The following is a 24,264-nucleotide window of genomic DNA, read 5'->3' on the forward strand; positions in this document are numbered from 1 at the left end:
ACCGGCGAACCCGGCGCGACCGTCACCATCACCAGTCCCGCCGGCGCGACGATCGGCACCGCCGTCGTCGCCGCGGACGGCCGCTATACCGCCACGATCAGCCCGGCGCAGATCAATGGCGAGCGGCTCGGCGCGACGCAGGCGGATGCCGCTGGCAACGTTTCGGGCAGCACCGATGCGCGCGCGCCGGACCTCGTCGCCCCCGCTGCGCCGACCGCGACGATCAACGGCGACGGGACGATCGTGTCGGGCACCGGCGAACCCGGCGCGACCGTCACGATCACCGGCCCGGCGGGCGCCGCGATCGGCAGCGCCGCGGTGGCGGCCGACGGCAGCTATGCCGTCACCCTCGCCCCCGCGCAGGCGAACGGCGAAGCGCTGTCGGTGACGCAGCGCGACCCCGCCGGCAACGCCTCCCCCAATGTCGGCGTCACCGCGCCGGACGTCACCGCACCCGCCGCACCGACGGCGATCATCAGCGGGGACGGCGCAACCGTCTCCGGTACCGGCGAGGCCGGTGCCACGATCACCGTGCGCAACGCCGCCGGTACGGCGATCGGCACCGCGACCGTCGCCGCGAACGGCAGCTATACCGCGACGCTCACCCCGGCACAGGCGAATGGCGAGGCGCTCACCGTCGGTCAGGCCGATGCCGCGGGCAATGTCTCCCCCCTTCTCCCGCTGACCGCGCCCGACATCACCGCGCCGCCAGCCCCCCCGGCCGCGCTCGATCCGACCGGCACGATCGTGTCCGGCACGGGCGAGGCGGGCGCGACCGTCACCGTACGCGCGGCGGACGGCACGTCGCTCGGCACCGCCATCGTCACCGCGCAGGGCACGTACAGCGTCGCCCTCGCCACGCCGCAGGTCGACAGCCAGATGCTCCGCGTCGTGCAGGCGGACGCCGCCGGCAACGTCTCGCCCGCCACCCCGCTGACCGCGCCGGACCTGACCGCCCCCGCGGCCCCCACCGCCAGCGTCGCGGCGGACGGCCTGACGCTCACCGGCACCGGCGAGGCCGGCGCGACCGTCACCGTGCGCAATCCGCTCGGCGTCGCGATCGGCACCGCTACGGTCGCCGCTGACGGCAGCTACACCGTCACCCTCGCGGCGGCGCAGACCGACGGCGAGACGCTGTCGGTGCGGCAGGCCGACGCGGCGGGCAACGTCTCGCCGGCCGTCAGCGCCACCGCACCCGATCTGGTCGTCGATACCGACCCCGCCGCCCCCACGGCGACGGTCGGCACGGATGGTGCCAGCGTCGCCGGCACGGCCCTCGGCGGTGCGACGATCACCGTCTATAACGCGACCGGTACGGTGATCGCCACCGGCACCGCCAATCCCGACGGCAGCTATAGCGTCGCGCTGTCGCCGCCGCAGGTCAACGGCGAAACCGTCCGGGTCACCCAGACGGAGGCGGACGGCGACGTCTCGCCCCCCGCGACCGCCATCGCCCCCGACCTGACCGCCCCGCTCGCCCCCACCGCGACGCTGGATGCGACCGGCGGCGTGGTGACCGGCACCGGCGAAGCGGGCGCGACGGTCGTGATCCGCGGCCCCGGCGGCGCGACGCTCGGCACCGCCACCGTCGCCGCCAACGGCGCCTATGCCGCGACGCTGACCCCGGCGAAGACCAATGGCGAAACGCTGACGGTCACCCAGGCGGATGCCGCCGGCAACGTCTCGCCCCCGGCCATCGCCACCGCCCCCGATCTGGTCGCCCCGCTCGCCCCCACCGCGACCGTGTCCACCGACGGCACGACAGTGACCGGCCGCGGCGAGGCCGGCGCCCGCATCGTCATCCTCGATCCCGCCGGCACGCCGATCGGCGTCGCCACCGTCGCCGCGGACGGCAGCTACAGCGCGACGCTGTCGACGCCACAGGTCGATGGCGAGCGGCTGACCGCGACGCAGACCGACGGCGGCGGCAACGCCTCGCCCCCGGTCGTGGCGGTCGCGCCGGACCTTACCGCCCCCGCGATCCCCACCCTTGTCATTGCCAGCGACGGGACGAGCGCCGGCGGCGTCGGCGAACCCGGCGCGACGGTCACGCTGACCGGCCCGGGTGGGACGATCGTCGGCACCGCCCCGGTCGCCGCGGACGGCAGCTACACGATCGCGCTCGCGCCGCCGCGGGTGAACGGCGAAGCCTTCACCGCGACCCAGGCGGACGCCGCCGGCAACGCCTCGCCCGCCGCCAATGCGGTCGCACCGGACCTGACGGCGCCCGCCGCGCCGACTGCCGGCGTCGACGCCACCGGCACGACCGTCACCGGCACCGGAGAGGCAGGCGCCACCGTCCGCATCACCGGTCCGGGCGGCGCGCTCGGCAGCGCGCTCGTCGCCGCCGATGGCAGCTATACGATCACGCTGACCACGCCGCAGGCGAACGGACAGGCGCTGCTGGTGACGCAGGCCGATCCGGCGGGCAACGTCTCGCCCGCCACCGGCCTCGCCGCGCCCGACCTCACCGCACCCGCCGCGCCGACCGCCACGGTCTCGACCGATGGCGCGAGCGTCACCGGCACGGGGGAGGCCGGCGCGACCGTGACCATCACCGCCCCCGGCGGGGCGGTGATCGGCACCGCGCTCGTCGCCGCCAACGGCAGCTATACCGCGCTGCTGACCGTCCCGCAGACCAACGGCGAACTGCTCGGCGCCAGCCAGCGCGACCCCGCCGGCAATCCGTCGCCGGTTGCCCCGGCGCTCGCCCCCGACAGCACCGCACCCGCCACGCCGGTCGCCGCGGTGTCCGCGGACGGCGGCTTCGTCACCGGCACCGGCGAACCCGGCGCGACGGTGACCGTCGCCGCAGCCGGCGGCGCGATCCTCGGCACCGCCGCGGTCGCCGCCGACGGCAGCTACAGCGTCAGGCTCGACCAGCCGCAGACCGACGGCCAGACGCTCGCCGTCACCCAGCGGGATGCGGCGGGCAACGTCTCGCCACCCGCCGCCGCCCTCGCGCCCGACACCACCGCGCCGCTCGCCCCCACCGCCACCGTCACCCCCGACGGCGCCGCCGTCGTCGGCACCGGCGTCCCCGGCGGGCGGATCACCGTCACCGGCCCGGCCGGCACCCCGATCGGCACCGCGATCGTGGCGGCGGACGGCAGCTATGTCGCGACGCTCGACGTGGCGCAGCGCAACGGCGAACGGCTCGGCGTCGTACAGGCCGATACGGCCGGCAACGCCTCGCCCTCGATCCCCGCTCTCGCACCCGATCTCACCGCGCCGGCCGCACCGACCGCCACGGTCGGCGGCCAGGGCGATGTCGTGACCGGCCTCGGCGAACCCGGGGCGACGGTGACGATCACCGGTCCGGGCAACGCGATCCTCGGCACCGCCGTGGTCGGCGGCTCGGGCAGCTATCTGGTGACGCTCACCACGCCGCAGCGCAACGGCGAGGCGCTGGTCGCGACCCAGCGGGATGCGGCGGGCAACCTGTCCGGCCCGACGAACGCGCCCGCGCCCGATCTCACCGCGCCGCCGCCCCCCGCCGGCCTGACGGTCAGCGGCGACGGCACCGCACTGACCGGCACCGGCGAACCCGGCGCCCGGGTCGAGGTGCGCGCCGGCGGCGTGCTGCTCGGCACCGCGACGGTCGCCGGCGACGGCAGCTTCTCCGTGCCGCTCTCGCCCGTCCAGCTCACCGGCGCCACCGTATCGGCGACGCAGGCCGATGGCGCCGGCAACGTCTCCGGTGCCGCCACCGCGGTCGCCCCGTTCGATATCCAGGCGTTCGGCAACACCGACACCGCCTCGATCGACATCGTGCCGGTGACGACGAACGTGAACGCCGGCTCGGCCAATTACGTGGCGCTGGTCGCGCTCGGGCTGGTCAATCTGCAGGCGCAGGTGCTGGCCATCCCCAACGTCCAGTTCACCGTCGCCGCGGGCCACAGCCTCGATGCGACCTTCACCTATGACGGCCTGCTCACGCTCGGCCTCGGCGGCGGCTATGCGGTCGTCGTGCAGCGGTTCGACGGCACCAACTGGGTCGCGGTCAACGGCACGGCGGGCGGGACCCTGCTCGAACTCGGCCTGCTCAGCGACAATCTGGTCGCGACGGAGACGCTGGGGCCGGGCAGCTACCGCGCCTTCGTCACCTTCGACGGCGGGCTTGCCGGCATCGGCGTGCTCGGCGACCTCATCGTCAACGGCCGCGATTCGGACTTCACCGACATCCAGTCGGTCGTCCCGCAGCCGGGCAGCGGCAACGTCATCACCGATCCCGGTCCCGGCGGCGCGGTCGACGTGGTCAGCGCCGCGACGCGGGTCGACAGCGTCACCCACAACGGCATCGTCACCGCGGTCACCGCCAATGGCACGATCGTCGACGGCGACTGGGGAACGTTGGTCATCAACACCGACGGCAGCTACACCTACACGCCCGACGCCAACGCCGCGGCGATCGGCCGGACCGACGTCTTCACCTATACGCTGATCGATCCGAGCGACAACGAACGCGAAAGCGCCAGCCTGTCGATCACGATCGGCAGCGGCGACATCGCCGGCGCGCCGCTGGCGGTGAACGATGCGGCGATCGCCGACGTCACCTATCGCAACGTGGAGGTCGTCGCTCCGCCGGTCACCGCGTTCACCTACAACACCGGCGTGCTGGGCGGCAGCGGCAACAGCGGCTTCACGGTGCAGGCCAACACCACCGCCGACGTGACGATCGTCGCCCGCACCGACAATCTCGCGCTGCTGCCGACCTACAATCTGATCGTGCGGGATGCCGGCAACGCCGTGATCCGCAACGTGTCGGTCCTGTCGGTGGTCAGCCTCGGCAATACCGTCCCCACCGCCACCTTCGTGCTCGATGACCTGCCCGCCGGCAACTACAGCTATTCGGTCAGCAGCGGCACCGCCGTGCTCGGCTTCGGCAGCACCGTCTCGCTGGGCACGACGACGACGTTGCTCGACCGCTTCGAACTGGCGACGCGCGAAACCGTGCAGGGCGACCTGTTCGCCAACGATACGGCGAGCACCCCGTTCGCGGCGCTGCACGTCGACCGCGGCACCGGCTTTGCCGAGGTCGGCGACACGCCGGTCGTCCTCACCGGACGGTACGGCACGCTGACCGTCAACGAAACCGGCGGCTACAGCTATCAGCCGAGCGCGACGCTGGCCTATTCCGCGGTCGATCTGGTCGACAGCTTCACCTATCATCTGGTGCAGCCGAACGGCGCCACTTCGGTCGCGACGCTGACCGTCACGATCGACGTACCGGGGGACGGGCCCGCGACCGCCGCGCTCGCCGGCATCACGGCCTTCGGCAGCGTGGAATCGGACGTCATCGCCCTCGATGGCGCCATCGCCCCCGGCACGGCGACGACGCATGCGCCCGAAGCCACGGCCATCAGCCTCGCCGCCTACGATCTGTTCGAGGGACAGGGCGATCTCGAGAACGTGCTCACCCATTATCTCGCGACGCAGACCGACGATCCGCATGGCGCGATGCCGGCGACGGACCATCCGGTTTCGGTCATGAACAGCGCGATGCCCGCCATCGCCGATCCACTCGATTACCTTGTCGTTTCCCCCGAAGATCACGACCGTTATGGAATTACAACCAATCATGTTGTTTGAACAAACCAGAACGCATCTAAAGTATTGCTGCTGATTTCTGTAAAGGTCAGCACCCCTACACTGTTTATTAAAGGTCCCGGCCCTCTTCTGGATAACAGAAGAGGATCGGACCATCATGGACTATTGCCATAGTCATTTTGCGATACGGGCGACAATTGTCGCGCTGGCAATCGGGATCTGCGGCGGCGGCATGGCCGCCGATACCGGCGCCCCCATAACGCTGGAAAATGCCGCGCGCGAGGCGGTCGCCTGGCACCCGTCGGTCATCGAGGCGGCGGGCGCGCTCAACGCCCGCGGCGAAGAGGTCGCGGCCGCCCGCGCCGGCTATCTGCCGACGGTCAGCGCCGGGGTCGGCAGCGGCTACGACAGCCGCGTCACCGGTACGTGGCGCCCCCGCCCGCAGGTCGGCGCGTCGCAGATGCTGTACGATTTCGGCAAGGTGTCGAGCGATGTCGCCGCAGCGCGCGCCGGCACCCGCGTCGGCCGCGCGGAGATGCTGCTGGCGGTCGACACGCTGATCCGCGACACGGCCTATGCGCTGATCGAGCTGCAGCGGGCGACAGCGCTGCACGCGATCGCCGTCGATCAGGCGGACAGCATCGGCCAGATCGGCGAACTGGTCGGCAAGCGCACCACGATGGGCGCCGCGACCCGCTCGGACGCGTTGCAGGCGCAGGCGCGGGTCGAGGCGACGACCGCCAGCCTCGCCACGATCGAGGCGGAGCGCCGTCGCTGGGCGAGCAACCTCGCCTTCCTGCTCGGCCGTGCGGCACCGCCCGCGACCGTGTCGGCGAACGTCCCCGACTGGCTGATGCGCAGCTGCGCGCAGCCCGCGTCCGACTGGGACACCGTGCCGGCGGTGATGGCCGCCGACGCGCAGACCGAGCGCGCATCGGCCTATCTGCGCCGCAGCCGCGCCGATCGCTATCCGACGCTGGCACTGGGCGGCGACGCCTCGACCGACTTCGCCTCGCCGTTCGGCCAGCGCAGCATCTACAACGTCGGCCTGCGCGTCACGAGCACCATCTTCGCCGGCGGGCTCACCAGGGCACGGGTCCGCGGCGCCTCCTACGAACTGGACGCGGCGGAGGCGCGCGCGAAGCGCGTCCGCAACGAAACCGGACAGCGTCTCGCCGAGGCGCAGCAGCAGATCGACAGCCTGTCGCGGCTCGGCGCGACGCTGACCGCGCGCGAGGACAATATGCGCGAGACCGGCCGGCTCTACCGCATCCAGTATCTCGAAATGGGAACGCGGACGCTCGTCGACCTGCTCAACGCCGAACAGGAATTGCAGCAGGTCCGCTACGAAGCGGTCAACACCGCGCACGACCTGCGCCGGTTGCAGGTGGACTGCCTGTTCCTCTCCGGCCGGATGCGCGACGCCTTCGGCCTCGCCGGCACCGCCGTCCGCGGGGTGACGCTGTGAGCGCCCTGCTGGCGGTCCCGCCTGCCACCGGCATCGACGGCTGGCTCGAACTGCTCGGGCGCGTCGCCCGCCAGTATCGCCTGCCCGTCTCCGAACAGCGCGCACGGCTGGCGGCGCAATGGGACCTCGGCGGCGACGACGACGCCCGCATCCGCACGCTCGCCCGCGCCACCGGCCTCACCGTCCGCTTCGCCGCGCCGCGCGACGTCCGGCTGACCGGCTGGCGGCTGCCGGTGATCGCGCGCCTGTCCGACGGCGAGATCGCGCTGATCGAGGGGGTCGACGGCGACGGCTATGCCTGCCTGACCTTGCCCGGCGACCGCGGCGGCCAGACCCGCCTCCCCCTCGCCGACCTCGTCGCCGCGGCCACCGGCTTCGTCACCCCGCGCCCCGCGCGCTCCGCCCCGGACCTGCGCGTCGACACCTATATCCGCCCGTTCGAGGATCACTGGCTGCGCCAGATCCTGATGCGCGACGCCCCCTCCTACGGCCATGTCATGGCCGCCTCGGTCGTGACAAACCTGCTCGGCCTCGCCGGCGTCCTATTCTCCATGCAGGTCTACGACCGGGTAGTGCCGGCGGGATCGATCCCGACGCTCACCATCCTGTTCGTCGGCGTGCTGATCGCGATCGGCTTCGACTTCGTGCTGCGCCGTCTGCGCACCAACATCGTCGACGTCCTCGGCAAGCGCGCCGACCTGCGCATCTCCGACCGCGTCTTCGGCCACGCGCTACGCGTCCGCAACCGCGCGCGGCCCGCCTCGACCGGCACCTTCATCTCGCAATTGCGCGACCTCGACCAGGTCCGCGACATGCTCACCTCGACCACCGTCGCGACGGTCGCGGACATGCCCTTCTTCCTGCTGTTCCTCGCATTGCTCTGGTATATCGGCGGCGCGCTCGCGCTGGTGCCGCTCGGCGCGCTGGTGCTCCTGCTACTGCCCGGCCTGCTCGCCCAGCGCAGGCTGCGCATCCTCGCCACCGAATCGATGCGCGAATCCTCGCTGCGCAACGCGATGCTGGTCGAGGCGATCCAGGGCATCGAGGACATCAAGGTCCTCCAGGCCGAGGAGCGCTTCCACCATCAGTGGAACCATTACAATGCCGTGGCGGGCGAGGCGCAACTGCGCCTGCGCGGCCTCACCAACAGCCTGTCGGTCTGGACGCAGAGCGTGCAGAACGGCGTCTATGCCGCGATCATCTTCGTCGGCGCGCCGCTGGTCATCGCCGGCGACATCACCACCGGCGTGCTCGTCGCCACCTCGATCCTCGGATCGCGGATGATGGCGCCGATGGCGCAGGTGACGCAACTGCTCGGCCGCTTCCAGCATGCGAAGGTGGCGATGGGCAGTCTCAACCAGATCATGGCGCTGCCCGTCGACAGCGCCGATGCCGATCACCGCATCCCGCTGCCCGCGGTCACCGGCGATTTCGCGCTCCGTTCGGCGGTGTTCACCTATGTCGATCCCAACGCCCCGCCCGCCCTCTCCGTCCCGCAGCTCGACATCGCGGCGGGCGAACGGATCGCGCTCTTGGGCCGCAACGGCGCTGGCAAGTCGACTTTGCTGCAGGGATTGTCCGGCATGCTTCAGCCAGTGTCGGGCGAGGTGCTGCTCGACGGCCTCGCGCTGCATCAGGTCGATCCCGCCGACGTGCGCCGCGACGTCGGCTTGCTCACCCAGCACAGCCGGCTGTTCCACGGCACGTTGCGCGACAATCTGACGCTCGGCGCGCCCGCCGCCGCGGATGGCGAGATCATGACGGTGCTGGCCACGGTCGGCGCGGAGGGCATGGTCCGCCGCCTGCGCGACGGCCTCGGCCATGTCGTGCAGGAGGGCGGGCTCGGCCTGTCCGGCGGGCAGGTGCAGGCGCTGCTGCTCGCCCGCCTGCTGCTCCGCCAGCCGATGGTCGCGCTACTCGACGAACCGACCGCGGCGATGGACGAGGCGACCGAGCGCCACTTCATCCAGCAGCTCGGACTCTGGAGCCGTACCCGCACGCTCGTCGTCGCGACCCACCGCACGCGCATGCTCGACATCGTCGACCGTATCGTCGTCATCGACAATGGCGGCATCGTCCTCGACGGGCCCAAGGACCATATCCTCGCGACGATGCGCGGAACCCGGAGTGCCGCGGCATGACCACGCTGGCCATCGAGGACGACCATCTGTTCGGCGGCGACGGCGAAACCCGCCTCGTCACCGCGCGGCGGCTGGTCTGGCTGCTCGCCGCTTTGTTCGCCGCGGCGCTCGGCTGGGCCTGGTTCGCCAGCCTCGACGAGGTCGCGACCGGCGAGGCGCGGGTGGTGCCGACCAGCCGCGAACAGGTGCTGCAATCGCTGGAGGGCGGCATCCTGGCCAAGTTGCTGGTGCGGCAGGACGATATCGTCACGCCGGGCCAGTTGCTCGCGCAGCTCGACCCGACGCAGGCGGGGTCGACCGTCGACGAAAGCGCCGCCAAATACCGCGCCGCGCTCGCCAGCGCCGCCCGCCTCCGTGCCGAGGCGAACGGCACGCCGCTGTCCTTCCCCGCCGAGCTCGATCGCTATCCCGATCTCAAGGCCGCCGAGACGCGGCTGTACGAGACGCGCCGCCGCAGCCTGCAATCTTCGCTCGGCCTGATCGACCAGGGTCTGGCGCTGATCGGGCGCGAGGTGACGATCGGCCAGTCGCTGATCGCGGTCGGCGCGGCGAGCAACGTCGAGGTGCTGCGCCTGCAACGCCAGCGCGCCGACATGGCGCTGAAAAAGGCGGACCTCCGCTCGCAATATATGGTCGAGGCGCGGCAGGACCTCGCCAAGGTCACCGAAGAGGTCGACAGCCTCGCCCCCGTCGTCCGCGGCCGCTCCGACACGCTGTCGCGGCTCACCCTGCGTTCGCCGGTGCGCGGCGTCGTCAAGAATATCGAGGTATCGACGATCGGCGGCGTCGTGCCGCCCAACGGCCGGATCATGGAGATCGTGCCGCTCGACGAACGGCTGCTGATCGAGGCGCACATCCAGCCGCGCGACATCGCCTTCATCCGCCCGGGGCAGGCGGCGAAGGTGAAGGTCACCGCCTATGACTATTCGGTCTATGGCGGGCTCGACGGCATTGTCGCCAGCATCTCGCCCGACACGATCCGCGACGAGGTGAAGCCGGAGACGCTCTATTACCGCGTGTTCGTCCGCACCAACGCGGACTCGCTGGCCAACAAGGCGGGCAAGCGCTTCCCGATCACCCCCGGCATGGTCGCGACGGTGGATATCCACACCGGCAGCAAGACCGTCCTGCAATATCTGCTGAAGCCGCTGAATCGCGCGCAGGAAGCGTTGCGCGAACGATGACCCCGCCCCGTGGTGACGAAAGCTGCGGTGCCGCCGCCCGCTATGGCGATGCCCCCTCGCGCCGGCCGATGTCCGCCGCGCTGCTTGCCCGCGCCCGCCATGCCCGCCAGCTGCGCGCGACGATGAGCACCGTCCTGCCACGCGACCTGCTGGTCGATCCCGCCTGGGACATGATGCTCGACCTGTTCGTCGCCGCCGGTACGGGGGAGCGGCTCTGCGTCAAGGACCTGCGGCTGATGTCGGGCGAAAGCGCGGCGGGGGCGATGCGGCGGATCGACCGCCTGCAGGAAAGCGGCCTGATCGCCCGCCATCCCGATCCCAACGACCATCGCCGCGTCCACGTCGCCCTCACCGAACGGGGCCAGATGGCGATGGCGGCGATGCTGGAGCATCTGTTCGAAACCCCCGACGGCACCGGACAGGATGCCGCCGCTACGCCCCGGTCGTTCCACCCCGGACCGGTCCGCGGCCAGGGGTGACTCAGTAGCGTCCCCAGACGAATTTGGAGGACAGCGCGTAATTCCACACCGCGCCGACGAGGATGCCGATCAAGGCCGAGGCGGCGGCGCCGCCGTCGCGAAAATCGTGGACGAACGCCGCGATGCCGACATTGGCGACCAGCCCGACCGAACAGACGACGCAGAACGACACCCAGCCGTCGAGCAGCTGGCGCACCCCCTTCAGGCGGCGGTCGCGATAGGTCAGCGCATTGTTGAGCAGGAAGTTGAACGTCATCGCCGCCACCGCGCCCATGATCTGCGCCGGCAGGAACGCCGCCCCCAGCAGCATGGCGAGCCCGAGCACCCCCATGTGCACACCGACGCCGAGTACGCCGATGCCGGAGAACATCGCGAACCGCACCGGCACGAACCGCCCGAACATCCGGTCGTACAGCGCGATCAGATATTCCATCGCGACGACGTGATCGAGCTTCGACTCCCCCTCCGTCCGCACGCGGAACGTATAGGGCAGCTCGGCGAAGCGCAGCGCGATGGGGCTCGCGGTCATCAGGTCGAGCAGGATCTTGAACCCGATCGCCGACAGTTCGGGCGCCAGCCGCCGTGCATGGTCGGTCCGGATCGCGAAGAAGCCGCTCATCGGATCGCTCAGGTCGCCCTTGAGCACCTTGCGCGACAGCCGGGTGGCAAAGGCCGATTTGGCGACGCGGTCGCGGTCCCAGTCGCCGGTGCCGCCGCCCGCGACGAAACGCGATCCGACGACCAGATCGAGCTCGGCGTCGCGCTGGAGCAGGTCGAGCATCGCGGGCAGCAGCGTCTCGTCATGCTGCAGGTCGCCGTCGATCACCGCGACGACGGGCGCGGCGGTCGCGCACATCCCCTCGATACACGCCGAGGACAGGCCGCGGCGGCCGATGCGATGGATCACCCGCACCCGCGGATCGAGCCGCCCCAGTTCGCGCGCGGCGTCGGCGGTGCCGTCGGGGCTGTCGTCGTCGACGAAGATCGCTTCCCAGCGCCGCCCCGCCAGCGCCTGATCGAGCCTCGCGATCAGCGTCGGCACGTTCGCCTTCTCGTTGAAGGTCGGGATGACGACCGCGATCTCGAGCAACGCGCTCACAGACCGGCGAGCACCGCGTCTCCCATCCGGGCGGTCGTCATCGTGCCGCCCAGATCGGCGGTGCGCGCGCCGTCGCGGATCGCACGCGCCACCGCAGCCTCGATCCGGTCCGCCGCCGCGCCTTGCCCCAGCGAATGGCGCAGCATCATCGCCGCGGACAGGATCGCGGCGCACGGATTGGCCTTGCCCTGCCCGGCGATATCGGGGGCGGAACCGTGGATCGGTTCGTACAGCCCCTTGCCCGCGTCATCGAGGCTCGCCGACGGCAGCATGCCGATCGACCCCGCGCACATCGACGCCTGATCCGACAATATGTCGCCGAACAGATTGCCGGTGACGATCACGTCGAACTGGCCCGGATTGCGCACCAGCTGCATCGCGGCATTGTCGACATACATGTGGGTCAGCGTCACGTCGGGATAGTCCGCCGCCACCTCGATCACCACGTCGCGCCACAATTGCGAGGTGTCGAGCACGTTCGCCTTGTCGACCGAGCAGAGGTTGCCCTTGCGGCGGCGCGCCGTCTCGAATCCGACGCGCGCGATGCGGCGCACCTCGGATTCGTCATAGCTCATGATGTCATAGCCTTCGCGCAGGCCGTCGGCGGTGGTGCGGCGACCCTTCTCGCCGAAATAGACGTCGCCGTTCAGCTCGCGGACGATGACGAGGTCGATCTGCCGCGCGATCTCCGGCTTCAGCGCCGAGGCATCCTCCAGCCCCGCGAACAGCGTCGCCGGCCGCAGGTTGGAGAACAGGCCGAGGTGCTTGCGCAGCCCGAGGATCGCCTGCTCCGGCCGCAGCGCGCGTTCCAGATTGTCGCAGGTCGGATCGCCGACCGCACCGAACAGCAGCGCATCCGCGCGCCGCGCGACGTCCAGCGTCGTCTCGGGCAGCGGATGGCCGAGCGTGTGATAGGCGACGCCGCCGACCGGCGCCTCCTCGTAGCGCAGGTCGAGATCGAGCGCGTCGAGCACGCGTCGTGCCTGCTGGATAACCTCGGGGCCGATGCCGTCGCCCGGCAGAAGTGCGATCAATGCCATGGCGCCTGCCTTGCCGCGCCCCCGCGCGTCACGCAACCGCCCTTTTCACCCCGCCCGCTTGAGCATCGCCACCAGCCGCTCGCGCGCGACCAGCGGCTCCGCCCGGCGATCGGTCAGCAGGTCGCGGGCGAGGAAATGCCCGGTGATCGCCAGACCGGCGAGGATATCGGGCCAGCCCGCCGCCCCGCCCCCGGCCAGAAACGCGGGCAGCGCGAACAGCCGCTCCTCATAGCCATGCGCCGCCCCCCGGCACACCGCCCCGCCGCTGCGCGGGCTGACGAAGGCGAGGTCCTCCCCGCCACCGGTGACGACGCAGGTGCCAAGGTCGAGGCCGAAGCCCAGTTCGGCAAGCAGCAGCAGTTCGTAGCGGGCGAGCGCGCTCGCCCAGCCCCGCGCCGTCGGCGCCGCCTCGATCGCGTCGAGCACCCCGCCCAGCGCATCGTAGATGCGGGGATAGGGCTGCGCCTCGGGTAGCGCCGCGGCGGTCAGTGCGGTCACCCAGGCCAGCGCGGCGGCGGGCAAGGGTTCGCCATGCAGCGCGGCGCGGCTGTGCAGCGGCTCGATCGTCAGCGCCGCCAGCTGCTCGCCGGTCCGCGCCCGCCATTCGCCCGCGATCGCATTGGCGGGCTGCAACACCGGCCGCATCTGCCGCGATCGCCCGCCGCGCACGTAACCGGGCTGCACGCCGTCTCCGCGGGTCAGCGCCCGCACCACCGCACCATGCTCCCCGTGCGCGCGAACGGCGAGGACGATGGCTTCTGCGCTCAGGTGCATATGCCCGATATAGCGCCCGAACCGCCCCCCGCCATCTCCGGATCAGGGCCGGATCAGCGCCGGACTCGCTTCGCCAGCGCCGTCAGCGCGGGATGCCGCGTCGCGCGCTTCGCCCGCGCCATCGCCCCGTCGAACACGGTCAGCGCCGCCAGCGTCGCGCGGTTCGCCAGCGTCGGCCGCAGCAGCAGCAGGTCGATGCAATCGACCCCGCCGGTCGAGAACAACCGCTTGTGCTGCCCCTCGCCCTCCGTGAAATCGAACCGCGCGAAGCGGTCGCCGAACAGGTCGCGCATCGCCGCCGCCTGCAGCACCGTCCCCGGCGACAGGTCGTTCAACGCCGGGTCATGCCCGACATGGTCGTAGCGCAACGCCGTCCCCTGCGCGGTGCAGCACAGATAGGCCGCCGGCGCACCGCCGATCGACAACAGCCACGCCCGCACCCCGTCCGCCGCCGCCAGCGCGTGCAGATGCGCGACCGACGCCGCATCCTCCGGCAGGCCCGCATCGAGCAGCCGCTCCTGATAGGTTTTCGCCGACACCGCCCGTGCCAGCGGATAGAAATCCGCGAGTTCGTCGGGCGTGCGATAGGCCCGTATCGCCATCCCCGCCGCCGCCGCCTTCTTCGTCTTGCGCTTCAGCGTCGAGCGCGCCGAGCCCGACAGGCCGGCAAGCCAGGCCTCATGCCCGATCCCGAGGTCGGTGTAGAATCGCGTGTAGCGCTGCCGCACCACCGCCGCATGCCCCCGTCCGTCGACCCGGTCCGCCAGCGCCGCCGGCAGCGAGGTGACGAGATAGCCGTCCCCCTCGCCCGGCGGCAGCGTCGGCACCGCCCCGGCGAGCACGTCGTCGAGCGACAGCGCGACCCGGACCAGCCGCCGCCGGACCGACGCCAGCGTCCGCGCGCCGATCTGGAACCGCAGTGCCACCGCGGTCATGCCGCGCGCTCCGCGACCCAGTTCGACCAGAGCTGCTCCGCCTGCCGCAACCGCCGCCGCAACGCATTCGCCGCGAGCGGCCGGTCGTCGCGATCCAGCGGCAACGCCGGCCGGTCGGCGAAATGCATCGTCGGCAGTTCGTCGCGCCGCGCGCCGAGCAACCGGCACAGCGTGTCGAAGCGGCGGACATGCACGCCGTTCGCCCGCGTCCCCAAACGGTTGGCGAGTTCGAAGCCATGGCTGACGATCGTCACCGCCGCATGCTCCTCCGCGGCGGCATGGTCGAGCGCCGCGGCCGCCTCCGCACTCGACAGCGCGCACAATTGAAACGTCCGCCAGATCCCCGGCGCATCCTCGATCACCGACACCGGCACCTCGATCAGGTGATGCAGGACCGGCGCGATCTGCTCCGGCGGCAGGCCGGTCCGGCTCTCCGCCCGCTCGCCGCCATTGTGGCTGCTGTCATAGACGAAACCGAGCGCCGCCAGCGCGCGCAGCGTGTCCGCATTGGCGGCATAGCCCCCCGCGCGGAACGCGATCGGCTGCGGCGCGCCCGCCGCGACCAGCAATTCGGTTGCGCCGACCAGCAGCCCGACCTGCTCGTCCAGCGCATATTCGTGCATCTGGAACCGGCCGAAGCTCGCGCCCCGATCGCCCGCCGTCGCGCCGGCCCAATTGGGGTGCAGGTGCAATTGCACCTCCTGCCCCGCCGCCAGGATCGTATCGACCATGCGCTTCACCGGTGCCAGCCCGAACACCAGCGCCGGCATCGGATCGACGAAGAAACACGCCTTCAGCCCGTGCGCCGCGAGCACATCGAGCTGATGGCTCAGCCCCACCCCCGCCGGCTCCAGCGAGCGCGCATAGATCGTCTCGACATCCAGCCCGGCGGCGTGATGCCGCCAGGCGAATTCGGTATCGACGGTCAGGAAGACGGGGGTCGCCATCGCCCCGCTCTACAGCGGGTCGATGAACAAATAGCTAGAGGCCGCCGCCGGTCACCGCGGCGGTCACGGCACGATGCCGTAGCGTTTATAGTCGTCGTCGATCCGCGGGCGCATCGTGCGCGCGGCGATCAGGTCGCGCTTGCCCTCCGGCTTGCCCTGCTTGCCCAGGATGATGCCGCGCATGTACAGGCTCGCTGCCTGATCGGGTTCGATGTCCAGCGCGGCGTTCAGATCGGCGAGCGCATCGTCCATCCGGTTGAGCCGGTAGAACACCATCGCCCGGCTATCGAGCGCGGCCACCGTCGAATCGCTCAGCTCGATCGACCGCGTGCAATCCTTCAATGCGGTGTCGAGCGCGACGTTCAGCGTCCCCTTGATCCAGCACCGACCGTTGAGCAGTTGAGGATTGCCGGGGCTCGCCGCCACCGCCTGGTCGATCGCGAGAATCGCGGCATCCCGGTCGCCGGTTTGCGCCAGCACGTCCGCCTTCAGCGCGATCATCGCCGCCTTGCTCTTGCCGCCGGCGTCGATCCGCGGCTGGATGAGGTCGAGCGCCGCATCCTTCTCGCCGCGCTCGGCGCGCAGCATCGCCAGCTGCCGCACGATGGCGTCGGACGACGGATCGAGGGCCTGCGCCGCGATCAGGTCGGCCAGCGCCTTGTCCCGGTCGCCGCCCTCCTGATACAGCCGCGCGCGCCAGGTGTAACTGTCGACGTCCGGCGTGATCGCGATCGCGCGGCCGATGTCGGCGATCGCCTTGGGCCGGTCGTAGATCTGCTCCCAGAACCATGCGCGGTTGGTATAGGCGGTCGCCTCCCCCGGCGCGTCGGCGACACCGCGATCGTACAGCGCCGTCATCGCCGCGAAGCCGCCTGCGCGCTTCGCCGCGTCGATCCGCGCATATTGGCCCGGCAGGTCGGTCGGGGCGACGATGGTCAGCAGCCGATTCTTCGCCGCCGCGATCGCCGCGCGGTTGGCCGCGATCTCCGCCGCGGGCAACTCGATACCGGTCGCGATGCTGCTGTCGTCCAGCGTCACCACGCCGCCCTCCTGGCGGACGCTGCGGATCAGCGTGACGCCCGCCATCGGTGTGGCGAAGCTTCGGTCGCCCTCCAGCGTATAGCCCTTGCCGCCATCGGGCAGGCGAATGCGCGTCACCGCGCGATAATGCGCGCTGTCGCCGGTCGATACCGGCAGCGCGGCCCAGGCGGTGCGGGTCCGGTCGGGCTCGAAGGTCATCTGGCCGACCACCTTGTCGATCACGCTGCGGAACCGCTGGTCCGTCCGCGTCCAGTCCGGATAGGCGACGCCGGTGATCCTGACCGTCGCCGTGCCGGTGACCGGGTCGAAGCCGAGCGTGCGGTCGACGATCGTGGCGGTGCCGACCAGCCCCTCGCTCATCTTGACCGCCATCGCCTTGAGCTCGTCCGTGCTCGCCTGCGCCTGCGCCGCCTGGATCATCTGCGCCAGCCGCCCGCGCATCGTCACCGTCGCGGTCACCGGCGCGGGAAGGCCGACTCCCGCGGTTTCGTCCAGATCGATCGCCGCCTCGACGTCGGGCCGCGCATGCGGGCGCTTCGGCATCGCGACCAGCGCCGCGCCATCCGCCCGCACCGGCAGCACCCAGCCGAAGTTCGGCACGTCGCGCAGATCGGCCAGCCGCGCGCCCGAATCGGTGCCGTCGAGCCACAGCGTCTCGCCCCCGACGGTCGCCTTCACCAGGATATGGTCGAACGCGCCCGGCGTCGGCAACCGCTCCGGCACCAGATCGCCCAGAGTGCTGTTCGCCTGCACCGGCTCGGCCGCGATATCCAGCCCGCGCAGCAACGCGAGCAGCATCAGCGTCTTCGCCTTGCAATCGCCATAGCGCAACGCCCAGGTCTGCGCCGGGCTCTGCGGCTGGTAATTGCCCTGGTCCATGCCGTTGAACAGATAGCGCACCTGTTCCTGCACCAGCCGCAGCGCCGCCGCGGTCCGCACCATCGGGTCGGCATCCGCCGCCCTGATCTTCGCCAGCTCCGCGGCCAGCGGGCTGTCCGGCGCGATCACGCCGTCGGTGGCATAGAGCGGCGCCATCACCTTCGACACCCCGGCCCAGTCGGCGAAGCTGGTCGCCTCCAGCACGGTGAGCTTGCGGAACCGCGCCGGAACATCGTTCGGCAGGTCGGGCTGTTTGGCGAGCGGCAGCAGGATCGTGATCTCGCGATAGCCGCCGGCGGTCGTCTCCACCGGCCTGGCCGCATCGGCATAGAAGCGCCAGCGCACCGGATCGGCCGCCGGCCACAACAGCCGGGTGCGGGCATAGCCGATCTTCAGCGGCGCGGCGGGCAGGCCCTGAAAGCCCTGCACCTGCCCCTTCAGCACCGCATCCTTGCGCGTGATCGACGAGGTGATGTGCAGCACGTCGCCGACGCGCAGTCCCTCCACCGCCATCGTCGCGGTCAGCATGCCGTCGAGCTGACGCTGCTCCAGCTGCCGTTCGCGGCGCAGGACGTCGAACGCCTTGCCCGATGTCAACAGGTCGATGTGCTCGGTGCCGCGCACGATCTCGGCGCGATGGACGATCAGGTCGCCCGCCGCCGGCTGCCATTGCAGCGTCACCGTGCCCGCCTGCCCCAGCATCTCCGTCGTCGCGATCCGCGAGGCGATGTCGGAATATTGCCAGACCTCGCCACCCTCCAGCCGCTGCTGGTTGTCGAGCAGCAGCAGGACCGGCGAATCGGGCGTGATCGCCGCGGTATCGATCGCCGGCGCCGGCTTCACCCAGGCGGGTGCGGGCTGGTAGATGACCTTGTCCGCGGCATGCGCCGCCCAGCTGGTGGAACCGAACAGCGCCAAAAGCGCCAGCCGCCGCGTCGTCATCTCTACACTGTCCCCCTGTACTGCGACCAGTCTAGCGACCGGCGGTGCAGCGACAATGGAGAAACGGCGGAGATCTGCGGGATTCAGCGCGCGTGATAGAAGTCGTAGACCTGCTGTGCGACCCCCGCCGACACGCCCGGCGCCTTCTTCAGGTCTTCCAGACTGGCGTTGCGGACCGCGCGGCCGGTGCCGAAATGCATCAGCAGCGCTTTCTTGCGGGCCGGACCGATGCCGGGAACTTCGTCTAAGGGACTGGCACCAATGGCTTTCGACCGTTTGTCGCGGTGCGCGCCGATCGCGAAGCGGTGCACCTCGTCGCGCAGCCGCTGGAGGTAGAAGAGCACCGGCGCGTTGACCGGCAGCTGGAATTCGCGCCCGTCGAGCATGTGGAACACCTCGCGCCCGTCGCGGCCGTGATGCGGCCCCTTGGCGACGCCGACCATGCACACGTCCTCGATGCCCAGGTCCTCCAGCACCGCCTTCGCCGCATTGAGCTGCGGCCGGCCGCCGTCGATCAGCACGAGGTCCGGCCACGTCCCGTCATCGCGATCGGGCGCCTCATCCAGTTGGCGGGCGAAACGGCGGCGGAACACTTCGCGCATCATGCCGACGTCGCTGTCGGTCGCCGCCTCGTTCCCCTTGATGTTGAACTTGCGATACTGGCCCTTGCGGAACCCCTCCGGCCCGGCGACGACCATCGCGCCGAGCGCGTTGGTCCCCTGGATATGGCTGTTGTCATAGACCTCGATCCGGTCGGGCGGCTCCGCAAGATCGAACAGGTCGGCGACCTCGCGCAGCAGCCGCGCTTGCGTCGTGCTCTCCGCCAGCCGCCGTTCCAGCGCCTCGATCGCGTTGCGCTTCGCCTGCTCCATCAGCCGGCGGCGGTCGCCGCGCTGCGGCACCGACAGCGCGACCTTGTAGCCGGCGCGCTCGCCCAGCGCCTCGCCGAGCAGCGCGCCTTCGCTGAGGTCGCGGTCGAGCAGGATCGTCTTGGGCGGCGGCACCTCCTCGTAGAATTGGGTGAGGAAGCTCGCCAGCACCTCGTCCTCCGGCACCTCGTTGGTATGCTGCGGAAAGAAGCTGCGATGCCCCCAGTTCTGGCCACCGCGGATGAAGAACGCCTGGATGCCCATCGTCCCGTCCTTGCACGCCAGCGCGAAGACGTCGGCATCCCCGACCCCCTCCGCGTTGATCGCCTGCGACCCCTGAACGAACGTAAGCGCCTTCAGCCGGTCGCGCAGCAGCGCGGCCAGTTCGAAATCCATATTCTCCGCCGCGGCCTGCATCTGCGCGCCGAGCTTCGCCTGTACCTTGGTCGACTTGCCGCCCAGGAAGTCGCGGCAATCGTCGACCAGTTCCTTATACTCGTCCTTGCTCACCCGGCCGACACAGGGCGCCGAACAGCGCTTGATCTGGTAGAGCAGGCACGGCCGGTCGCGCGTCTTGAAGAAGCCGTCGGTGCACGACCGCAGCAGGAACAGCTTCTGCAAGGCATTCAGCGTGTTGTTGACGCTGCCCGCGCTGGCGAACGGGCCGTAGTAATTCCCGGCCGCGCGCCGCGCACCGCGGTGTTTCTGCACCCGCGGGAAATCATGGTCGCCGCGCAACAGGATGAAGGGGAACGACTTGTCGTCGCGCAGCAGCACATTGTACGCGGGCCGGTAGCGCTTGATGAGCTGCGCCTCGAGCAGCAGCGCCTCCGCCTCGTTGTTGGTGGTGACGATCGTCATCGACCGGGTCTGCGCGATCATCCGCTGCAGCCGTTTGGTCAGCCCCTTCACCTGCGTGTAATTGGCGACCCGCTGCTTCAGCGACCGCGCCTTACCGACGTACAGCACGTCGCCCTTGGCATCGTGCATCCGGTAGACGCCGGAGCGCGTCGGCAGCGTTTGCAGCACGTTACGGATCGCGGCGATCCCCGCCTCCAGATCCGGCGTATCGGACCCGCGGACGGTATAGGTGGCGCGTTCTTCGTTGAATCGATCGGGCGGACCGTAGGACGACATCCCCGCCATGTAGGAGTCGCGGCAGGTGCAGGCTAGGGGCCAGCGTCGCTAACGCTTTCTCGCCGGTTCAGCGCCCACTCGGCAGCGCCCGCCGCACTTCGACCTTCTTCGGGGGTGGCGGTGCGCTCCCGCCGATCGCCGCCAGATCGGTCGCGACCTTCTCCAGCAGCGCCGCAGACATCTGCCCGCCGCTCAGCGGCGCCAGCTTGCGCAGCGACAGCGCCTTGAACTTCGGCAGATTCTCGTCTTCGCTCAATCCCGGCACGTCGCGGTCGAGAATCGCCTTCGCGCGCGGATCGGCGATCAGCGCCGCGATCGGCGTGTCGAGCGAGAAACCGCCGGCCGCGGCGGGCGGGACGACCACCGGCTCGGTCGATGCGGGCACGGGCGCCGGCTCGGCCGGCTCGGCGACGCTGTCGTCCACCGGCAGGTCGAGCGCGAACCGGTCGGCGGCGGCTGCCGCAGCGGAGGGGGATTGCGCCTGACCGCCGATCAGCAACACGGAAAGCAGGATCGACATCGCAACCACCTCGCCCAGCGTCCGCGGGGCGGCGGACGGCCGCCTGTGTAGCACGCCGGTCGCCGCGGGAAAGCTCAGGCTTGCGCGAACATCTTGGTGCCGACGATGCCAATCACGGTCAGCGCCATGAAGCCCGCCTGCACCACGCTCACCCGGTCGCCGAACAGCAGCATGCCGCCGATGATGACGCCGACCGCGCCACAGCCGGTCCACACCGCATAGGCCGTCCCGGTAGGCAGGCCGCGCATCGCCAGCGCGAGCAGGCCCATGTTCACGAACGACAGGATGATCGGCACGCTCGACGCCTGCCACGTCGCCAGCGTCGCCGCCCATTTCAGGCTCAACGCCCAGCAGATTTCGGTGAACACGGCGACGGCGAGGATGACCCACGGCATGGAGCTGACTCCAGAGCGGGCTCGGATGACACTACAGCGCCGGAAACCCGGGAAGAGACGCTGTCAGAAAGGCGATCCTCCCCGGCCCGGGGAGGGCGCGGCGCACCGGCGCCGACGAAGGGGAATTGCGGCAAACGATGCCGCGTGTGGAGAGTTCCCTCCACGCCGGCCGGGCCGGCGACCGTCCTCTCCGTGGCGGGGAGGATCGGGACTCAGTTCAGCCGGTTCAGGCCCGAAATCGAACGGTCGATCATCGCCTTGTCGGCGCCGGCATCGTGATGCTCGGCGATCAGCACCGCCGCCGCCTTCGCCGCAGTGTCGGCGGCAATCGCGCGGACCTCGGCGATCGCATTGCGCTCGGCCGCCGCGATCTTGTCCTCGGCGCGCTTGGCGCGGCGGGCCATCAGCTCTTCCGCGTCGTGCTTCGCCTTGGCGATGATCTGGTTGGCTTCCTGCTGCGCATGCTGGCGCATCGTTGCGGCATCGGCCTCGGCGGCCTTCGCCTTCGCCTCATATTCGGCACGCAGCGCCTCGGCCTGCGCGCGCAGCGCCTTGGCCTCGTCGAGCTGCGCCCGCACGCCGGCGATCTGCTTGTCGAGCGTCGCGGCGATCTTCGCCGGCACCTTGACGATCAGCATGCCGACCAGCACGACCAGCGCCGCGATGCCCACCCAGCCGGTGGTGTTGAAGCCCAGCGCGGTCGCCTCGGCGACATGCTCGGCACCCGGTTCGGACACGTTGGCGGTCAATTGGCTGCCGTCGCGCACGTCGCGCGGCTGCAGGTTTTCCGACGACGCGGCATCCGCCAGGTTCGCCGCAACGGTGTTGCTCGCTGGATTAGCCATGAGCGTTGGTCCTCCGCACCGCATCCGCGGCGGCATCGATGCCGACGGTCAGGCCCGACACCTTGGTCACCAGTTCCTGCGCCACTTCCGCGGCGACGGTCTGGAGGTTGAGCATCGCATGGGCCTTGGCATTGCCGACCGCGAGGTCGTGGTGCGCCAGCCGTTCGGCGAGCTCCGCATCCGCGGACTTCACCTGGCTCTCGGACGCCTTGGCGGCCTGCACCTTGGCGGCGCTGGTTTCGGCGAGCGCGGCGGCGCGCGCCTCGTCCATCTTCAGGCGCCACGCCGCTTCCACCGTATCGGCGGAAAGGCGGGCCTGTTCGGCCGCGGCAAGGTCGGCCGCGATCTGGCCTTCACGCGCGTCCACGGTCGCGATGACCCGTGGCACCATCATCTTGCCGATCCCGAAATACAGGATGCCGAACGTGATGAGCAGCCAGAAGATCTGCGAGGCGTAGGTGGCGGCGATCTGCGAAATCTGAGGCATTGAAGACCTTTTACGCGACCCGATTCACCCGCCGGGCGCGAGACGCCCGGCGTGGAACCCGATAGTTAGGCGACGAACAGCAGGATAATCATCGTCACGAAGGCGAGCAGGCCGAGCAGCTCGGCGCCCGCGAAACCGATGAACAGGCGGCCCTGCTGGCTGTCCGCGGCGCCCGGATTGCGCAGCGCGCCCTCGAGGAACTTGGCGAACACGTTGCCCACGCCGAGCGAGGCGAGGCCCATGCCGATCGCGGCCAGACCGGCACCGATCATCTTGGCGGCTTCTGCGTCCATTTCAAAACTCCCGTATCAAATTCAGTTGGTTGGAACGTAAAACTCAGTGCAGGTTGACGGCGTCGTTCAGATAGACGCTCGTCAGCAGCGCAAAGACATAGGCCTGGATCGCAGCGACCAGCAGCTCGAGCAGCGTGATGCCGATCATCAGCAGGAAGCTGGGCAGCGAAACGAGCAGGCCGTAACCGATGCCGAGGTTCAAGCCGCTGATGACGAACGCCGCCAGCACCTTGAGCAGAATATGCCCCGCGGTCATCGCGACGAACAGTCGCAGGCCGAGGCTGAAGGGGCGCACCAGGAAGCTCATCAGCTCGACGACGAAGATCAGCGGGATCATCAGCGCGGGGGTGCCGTGCGGCACGAACAGGCTGAAGAAGTGGAAGCCATGCTTGCCGAAGCCGACGATCAGGACGATTCCGAAGCTGATGATCGCCAGCACGCCGGTGACGGTCAGGTGGCTGGTGATCGTGAACGGATGCCAGCCCGGGACGACGCCGACCGGGGTCAGGCCCCAGATGTTGGCGAACAGGATGAACATGAACAACGAGAAGACATAGGGGACGAAGCGCTTGCCCTGCGGCCCGATGTTCGACGTCAGCATGTTGGAGACGAAGCCGGTGAACCCCTCCACCGCGGCCTGCCAGCGGCCGGGAACCAGCTCGCGCTTCATCCCACCCAACATGAAAAGCCACAAGCTGACAAGCGTAATGACCATCCACAACGCGGAGTTGGTGAACGAGATGTCGTAACCCGCGACGACCCAATGCCGACCGAACAAAGGTTCGATCAGGAACTGGTGCATCGGATCGATCTTGCTGCCCGATTCTGCCGCCACTTGGGCCTTCGCTCCCTGATACGACAAACGCCCGGTTATTCCGGGCGCTCGCCTGCAATCCGAATGATCTGCCTGAACGCGACAGCGATTCCGAGGAACAGCATCACGATCAGTGCCCAGGGCGTCGTGCCGAACCAGCGGTCTATGCACCAGCCGATCAGAGCACTGCCGACGAGGCTTCCGATCAGGGCGGCGAGCACGCGATTGCCGAGCGAGTATCCCGCATCGGCCGTCGGCGCCCCCTGCCCCGTCCGCAACGCTTCCTGATGCCGGGCTTCCTTCAGCCGCTCGTCGAGCGCGGAAAGCCGCGGATCGTCCGCGCTGGTGAAGTCTCGTCCGGTATCCTCGTCCGCCACGCGCCATCCTCGCCTGTATCGTTCAGCCGGGGGAGAAAACGCGTAGGG

At 70.3% G+C, this 24,264-nt stretch carries 19 protein-coding genes; 5 read left to right on the forward strand and 14 right to left on the reverse strand.

From position 1 onward, the window contains the following. The 5 genes from B2515_RS05625 to B2515_RS05645 form a co-directional block, all read left to right on the forward strand. Window positions 1-5,592: BapA/Bap/LapF family large adhesin (locus B2515_RS05625; protein ID WP_293874649.1), on the forward strand; the 5,592-nt coding region annotated here is incomplete at its 5' end. 190 nt (window positions 5,593-5,782) lie between these two features. Then, entirely contained in the window at window positions 5,783-7,018 is a 1,236-nt protein-coding gene (locus B2515_RS05630) for a TolC family protein (protein ID WP_293874650.1), read from the forward strand. Continuing rightward, window positions 7,015-9,159 carry a type I secretion system permease/ATPase gene (locus tag B2515_RS05635; RefSeq protein WP_293874651.1) on the forward strand — a complete coding sequence of 715 codons (2,145 nt, stop codon included), beginning with the start codon at window positions 7,015-7,017 and terminating at the stop codon, window positions 9,157-9,159. Before B2515_RS05630 ends, B2515_RS05635 begins: the two co-directional genes overlap by 4 nt. Continuing rightward, window positions 9,156-10,343 carry an HlyD family type I secretion periplasmic adaptor subunit gene (locus B2515_RS05640; protein WP_293874652.1) on the forward strand — a complete coding sequence of 396 codons (1,188 nt, stop codon included), beginning with the start codon at window positions 9,156-9,158 and terminating at the stop codon, window positions 10,341-10,343. The genes B2515_RS05635 and B2515_RS05640 overlap by 4 nt, the downstream gene beginning before the upstream one ends. Next, complete coding sequence (locus B2515_RS05645; protein WP_293874653.1) at window positions 10,340-10,822, forward strand: MarR family winged helix-turn-helix transcriptional regulator; 483 nt, start codon at window positions 10,340-10,342, stop codon at window positions 10,820-10,822. The genes B2515_RS05640 and B2515_RS05645 overlap by 4 nt, the downstream gene beginning before the upstream one ends. A 1-nt stretch (window position 10,823) precedes the next feature. On the opposite strand, the gene B2515_RS05650 is transcribed toward B2515_RS05645, so the two are convergent. From B2515_RS05650 to B2515_RS05715, 14 genes are all read right to left on the reverse strand, one after another. Beyond that, entirely contained in the window at window positions 10,824-11,921 is a 1,098-nt protein-coding gene (locus tag B2515_RS05650) for a glycosyltransferase family 2 protein (RefSeq protein ID WP_293874655.1), read from the reverse strand. Next, window positions 11,918-12,961: a 3-isopropylmalate dehydrogenase gene (gene leuB / locus B2515_RS05655; RefSeq protein WP_293874657.1), complete on the reverse strand. Its 1,044-nt coding sequence runs from the start codon at window positions 12,959-12,961 to the stop codon at window positions 11,918-11,920. The genes B2515_RS05650 and leuB overlap by 4 nt, the downstream gene beginning before the upstream one ends. 45 nt (window positions 12,962-13,006) lie before the next feature. Next, complete coding sequence (gene recO / locus B2515_RS05660) at window positions 13,007-13,735, reverse strand: DNA repair protein RecO (protein ID WP_293874658.1); 729 nt, start codon at window positions 13,733-13,735, stop codon at window positions 13,007-13,009. A gap of 53 nt (window positions 13,736-13,788) precedes the next feature. Beyond that, window positions 13,789-14,670 (reverse strand): GNAT family N-acetyltransferase, encoded by an 882-nt coding sequence (locus B2515_RS05665; RefSeq protein WP_293874660.1) that lies wholly within the window; start codon window positions 14,668-14,670, stop codon window positions 13,789-13,791. After that, window positions 14,667-15,617 (reverse strand): polysaccharide deacetylase, encoded by a 951-nt coding sequence (locus B2515_RS05670; RefSeq protein WP_293874662.1) that lies wholly within the window; start codon window positions 15,615-15,617, stop codon window positions 14,667-14,669. The genes B2515_RS05665 and B2515_RS05670 overlap by 4 nt, the downstream gene beginning before the upstream one ends. Window positions 15,618-15,680: 63 nt before the next feature. Then, entirely contained in the window at window positions 15,681-18,479 is a 2,799-nt protein-coding gene (locus B2515_RS05675; RefSeq protein ID WP_293874664.1) for a DUF3857 domain-containing protein, read from the reverse strand. A gap of 83 nt (window positions 18,480-18,562) precedes the next feature. Next, on the reverse strand, window positions 18,563-20,485 hold the full coding sequence (gene uvrC, locus B2515_RS05680) for an excinuclease ABC subunit UvrC (RefSeq protein ID WP_293874666.1): 1,923 nt from the start codon (window positions 20,483-20,485) through the stop codon (window positions 18,563-18,565). 67 nt (window positions 20,486-20,552) lie between these two features. After that, window positions 20,553-21,005, reverse strand: coding sequence for a hypothetical protein (locus tag B2515_RS05685; RefSeq protein ID WP_293874668.1), 453 nt, complete (start codon window positions 21,003-21,005; stop codon window positions 20,553-20,555). 74 nt (window positions 21,006-21,079) lie between these two features. Next, a complete protein-coding gene (locus B2515_RS05690; RefSeq protein ID WP_293874670.1) occupies window positions 21,080-21,400 on the reverse strand; it encodes a DMT family transporter in 321 nt (106 codons plus the stop codon). Between the two features lie 212 nt (window positions 21,401-21,612). After that, a complete protein-coding gene (locus B2515_RS05695; protein ID WP_293874672.1) occupies window positions 21,613-22,245 on the reverse strand; it encodes a hypothetical protein in 633 nt (210 codons plus the stop codon). Beyond that, window positions 22,238-22,732 carry an ATPase gene (locus tag B2515_RS05700; RefSeq protein ID WP_293874673.1) on the reverse strand — a complete coding sequence of 165 codons (495 nt, stop codon included), beginning with the start codon at window positions 22,730-22,732 and terminating at the stop codon, window positions 22,238-22,240. Before B2515_RS05700 ends, B2515_RS05695 begins: the two co-directional genes overlap by 8 nt. Before the next feature lie 65 nt (window positions 22,733-22,797). Then, a complete protein-coding gene (locus B2515_RS05705; RefSeq protein WP_038662560.1) occupies window positions 22,798-23,025 on the reverse strand; it encodes a F0F1 ATP synthase subunit C in 228 nt (75 codons plus the stop codon). A 43-nt stretch (window positions 23,026-23,068) separates the two neighbouring features. Continuing rightward, a complete protein-coding gene (locus B2515_RS05710) occupies window positions 23,069-23,860 on the reverse strand; it encodes a F0F1 ATP synthase subunit A (RefSeq protein WP_293874674.1) in 792 nt (263 codons plus the stop codon). Window positions 23,861-23,895: 35 nt separating this feature from the next. Then, complete coding sequence (locus B2515_RS05715; protein WP_293874676.1) at window positions 23,896-24,216, reverse strand: AtpZ/AtpI family protein; 321 nt, start codon at window positions 24,214-24,216, stop codon at window positions 23,896-23,898. Window positions 24,217-24,264 lie beyond the last annotated feature (48 nt).

Source organism: Sphingomonas sp. UBA978 (assembly GCF_002292295.1).
In the GTDB taxonomy this organism is placed as follows: Bacteria; Pseudomonadota; Alphaproteobacteria; order Sphingomonadales; family Sphingomonadaceae; genus Sphingomonas.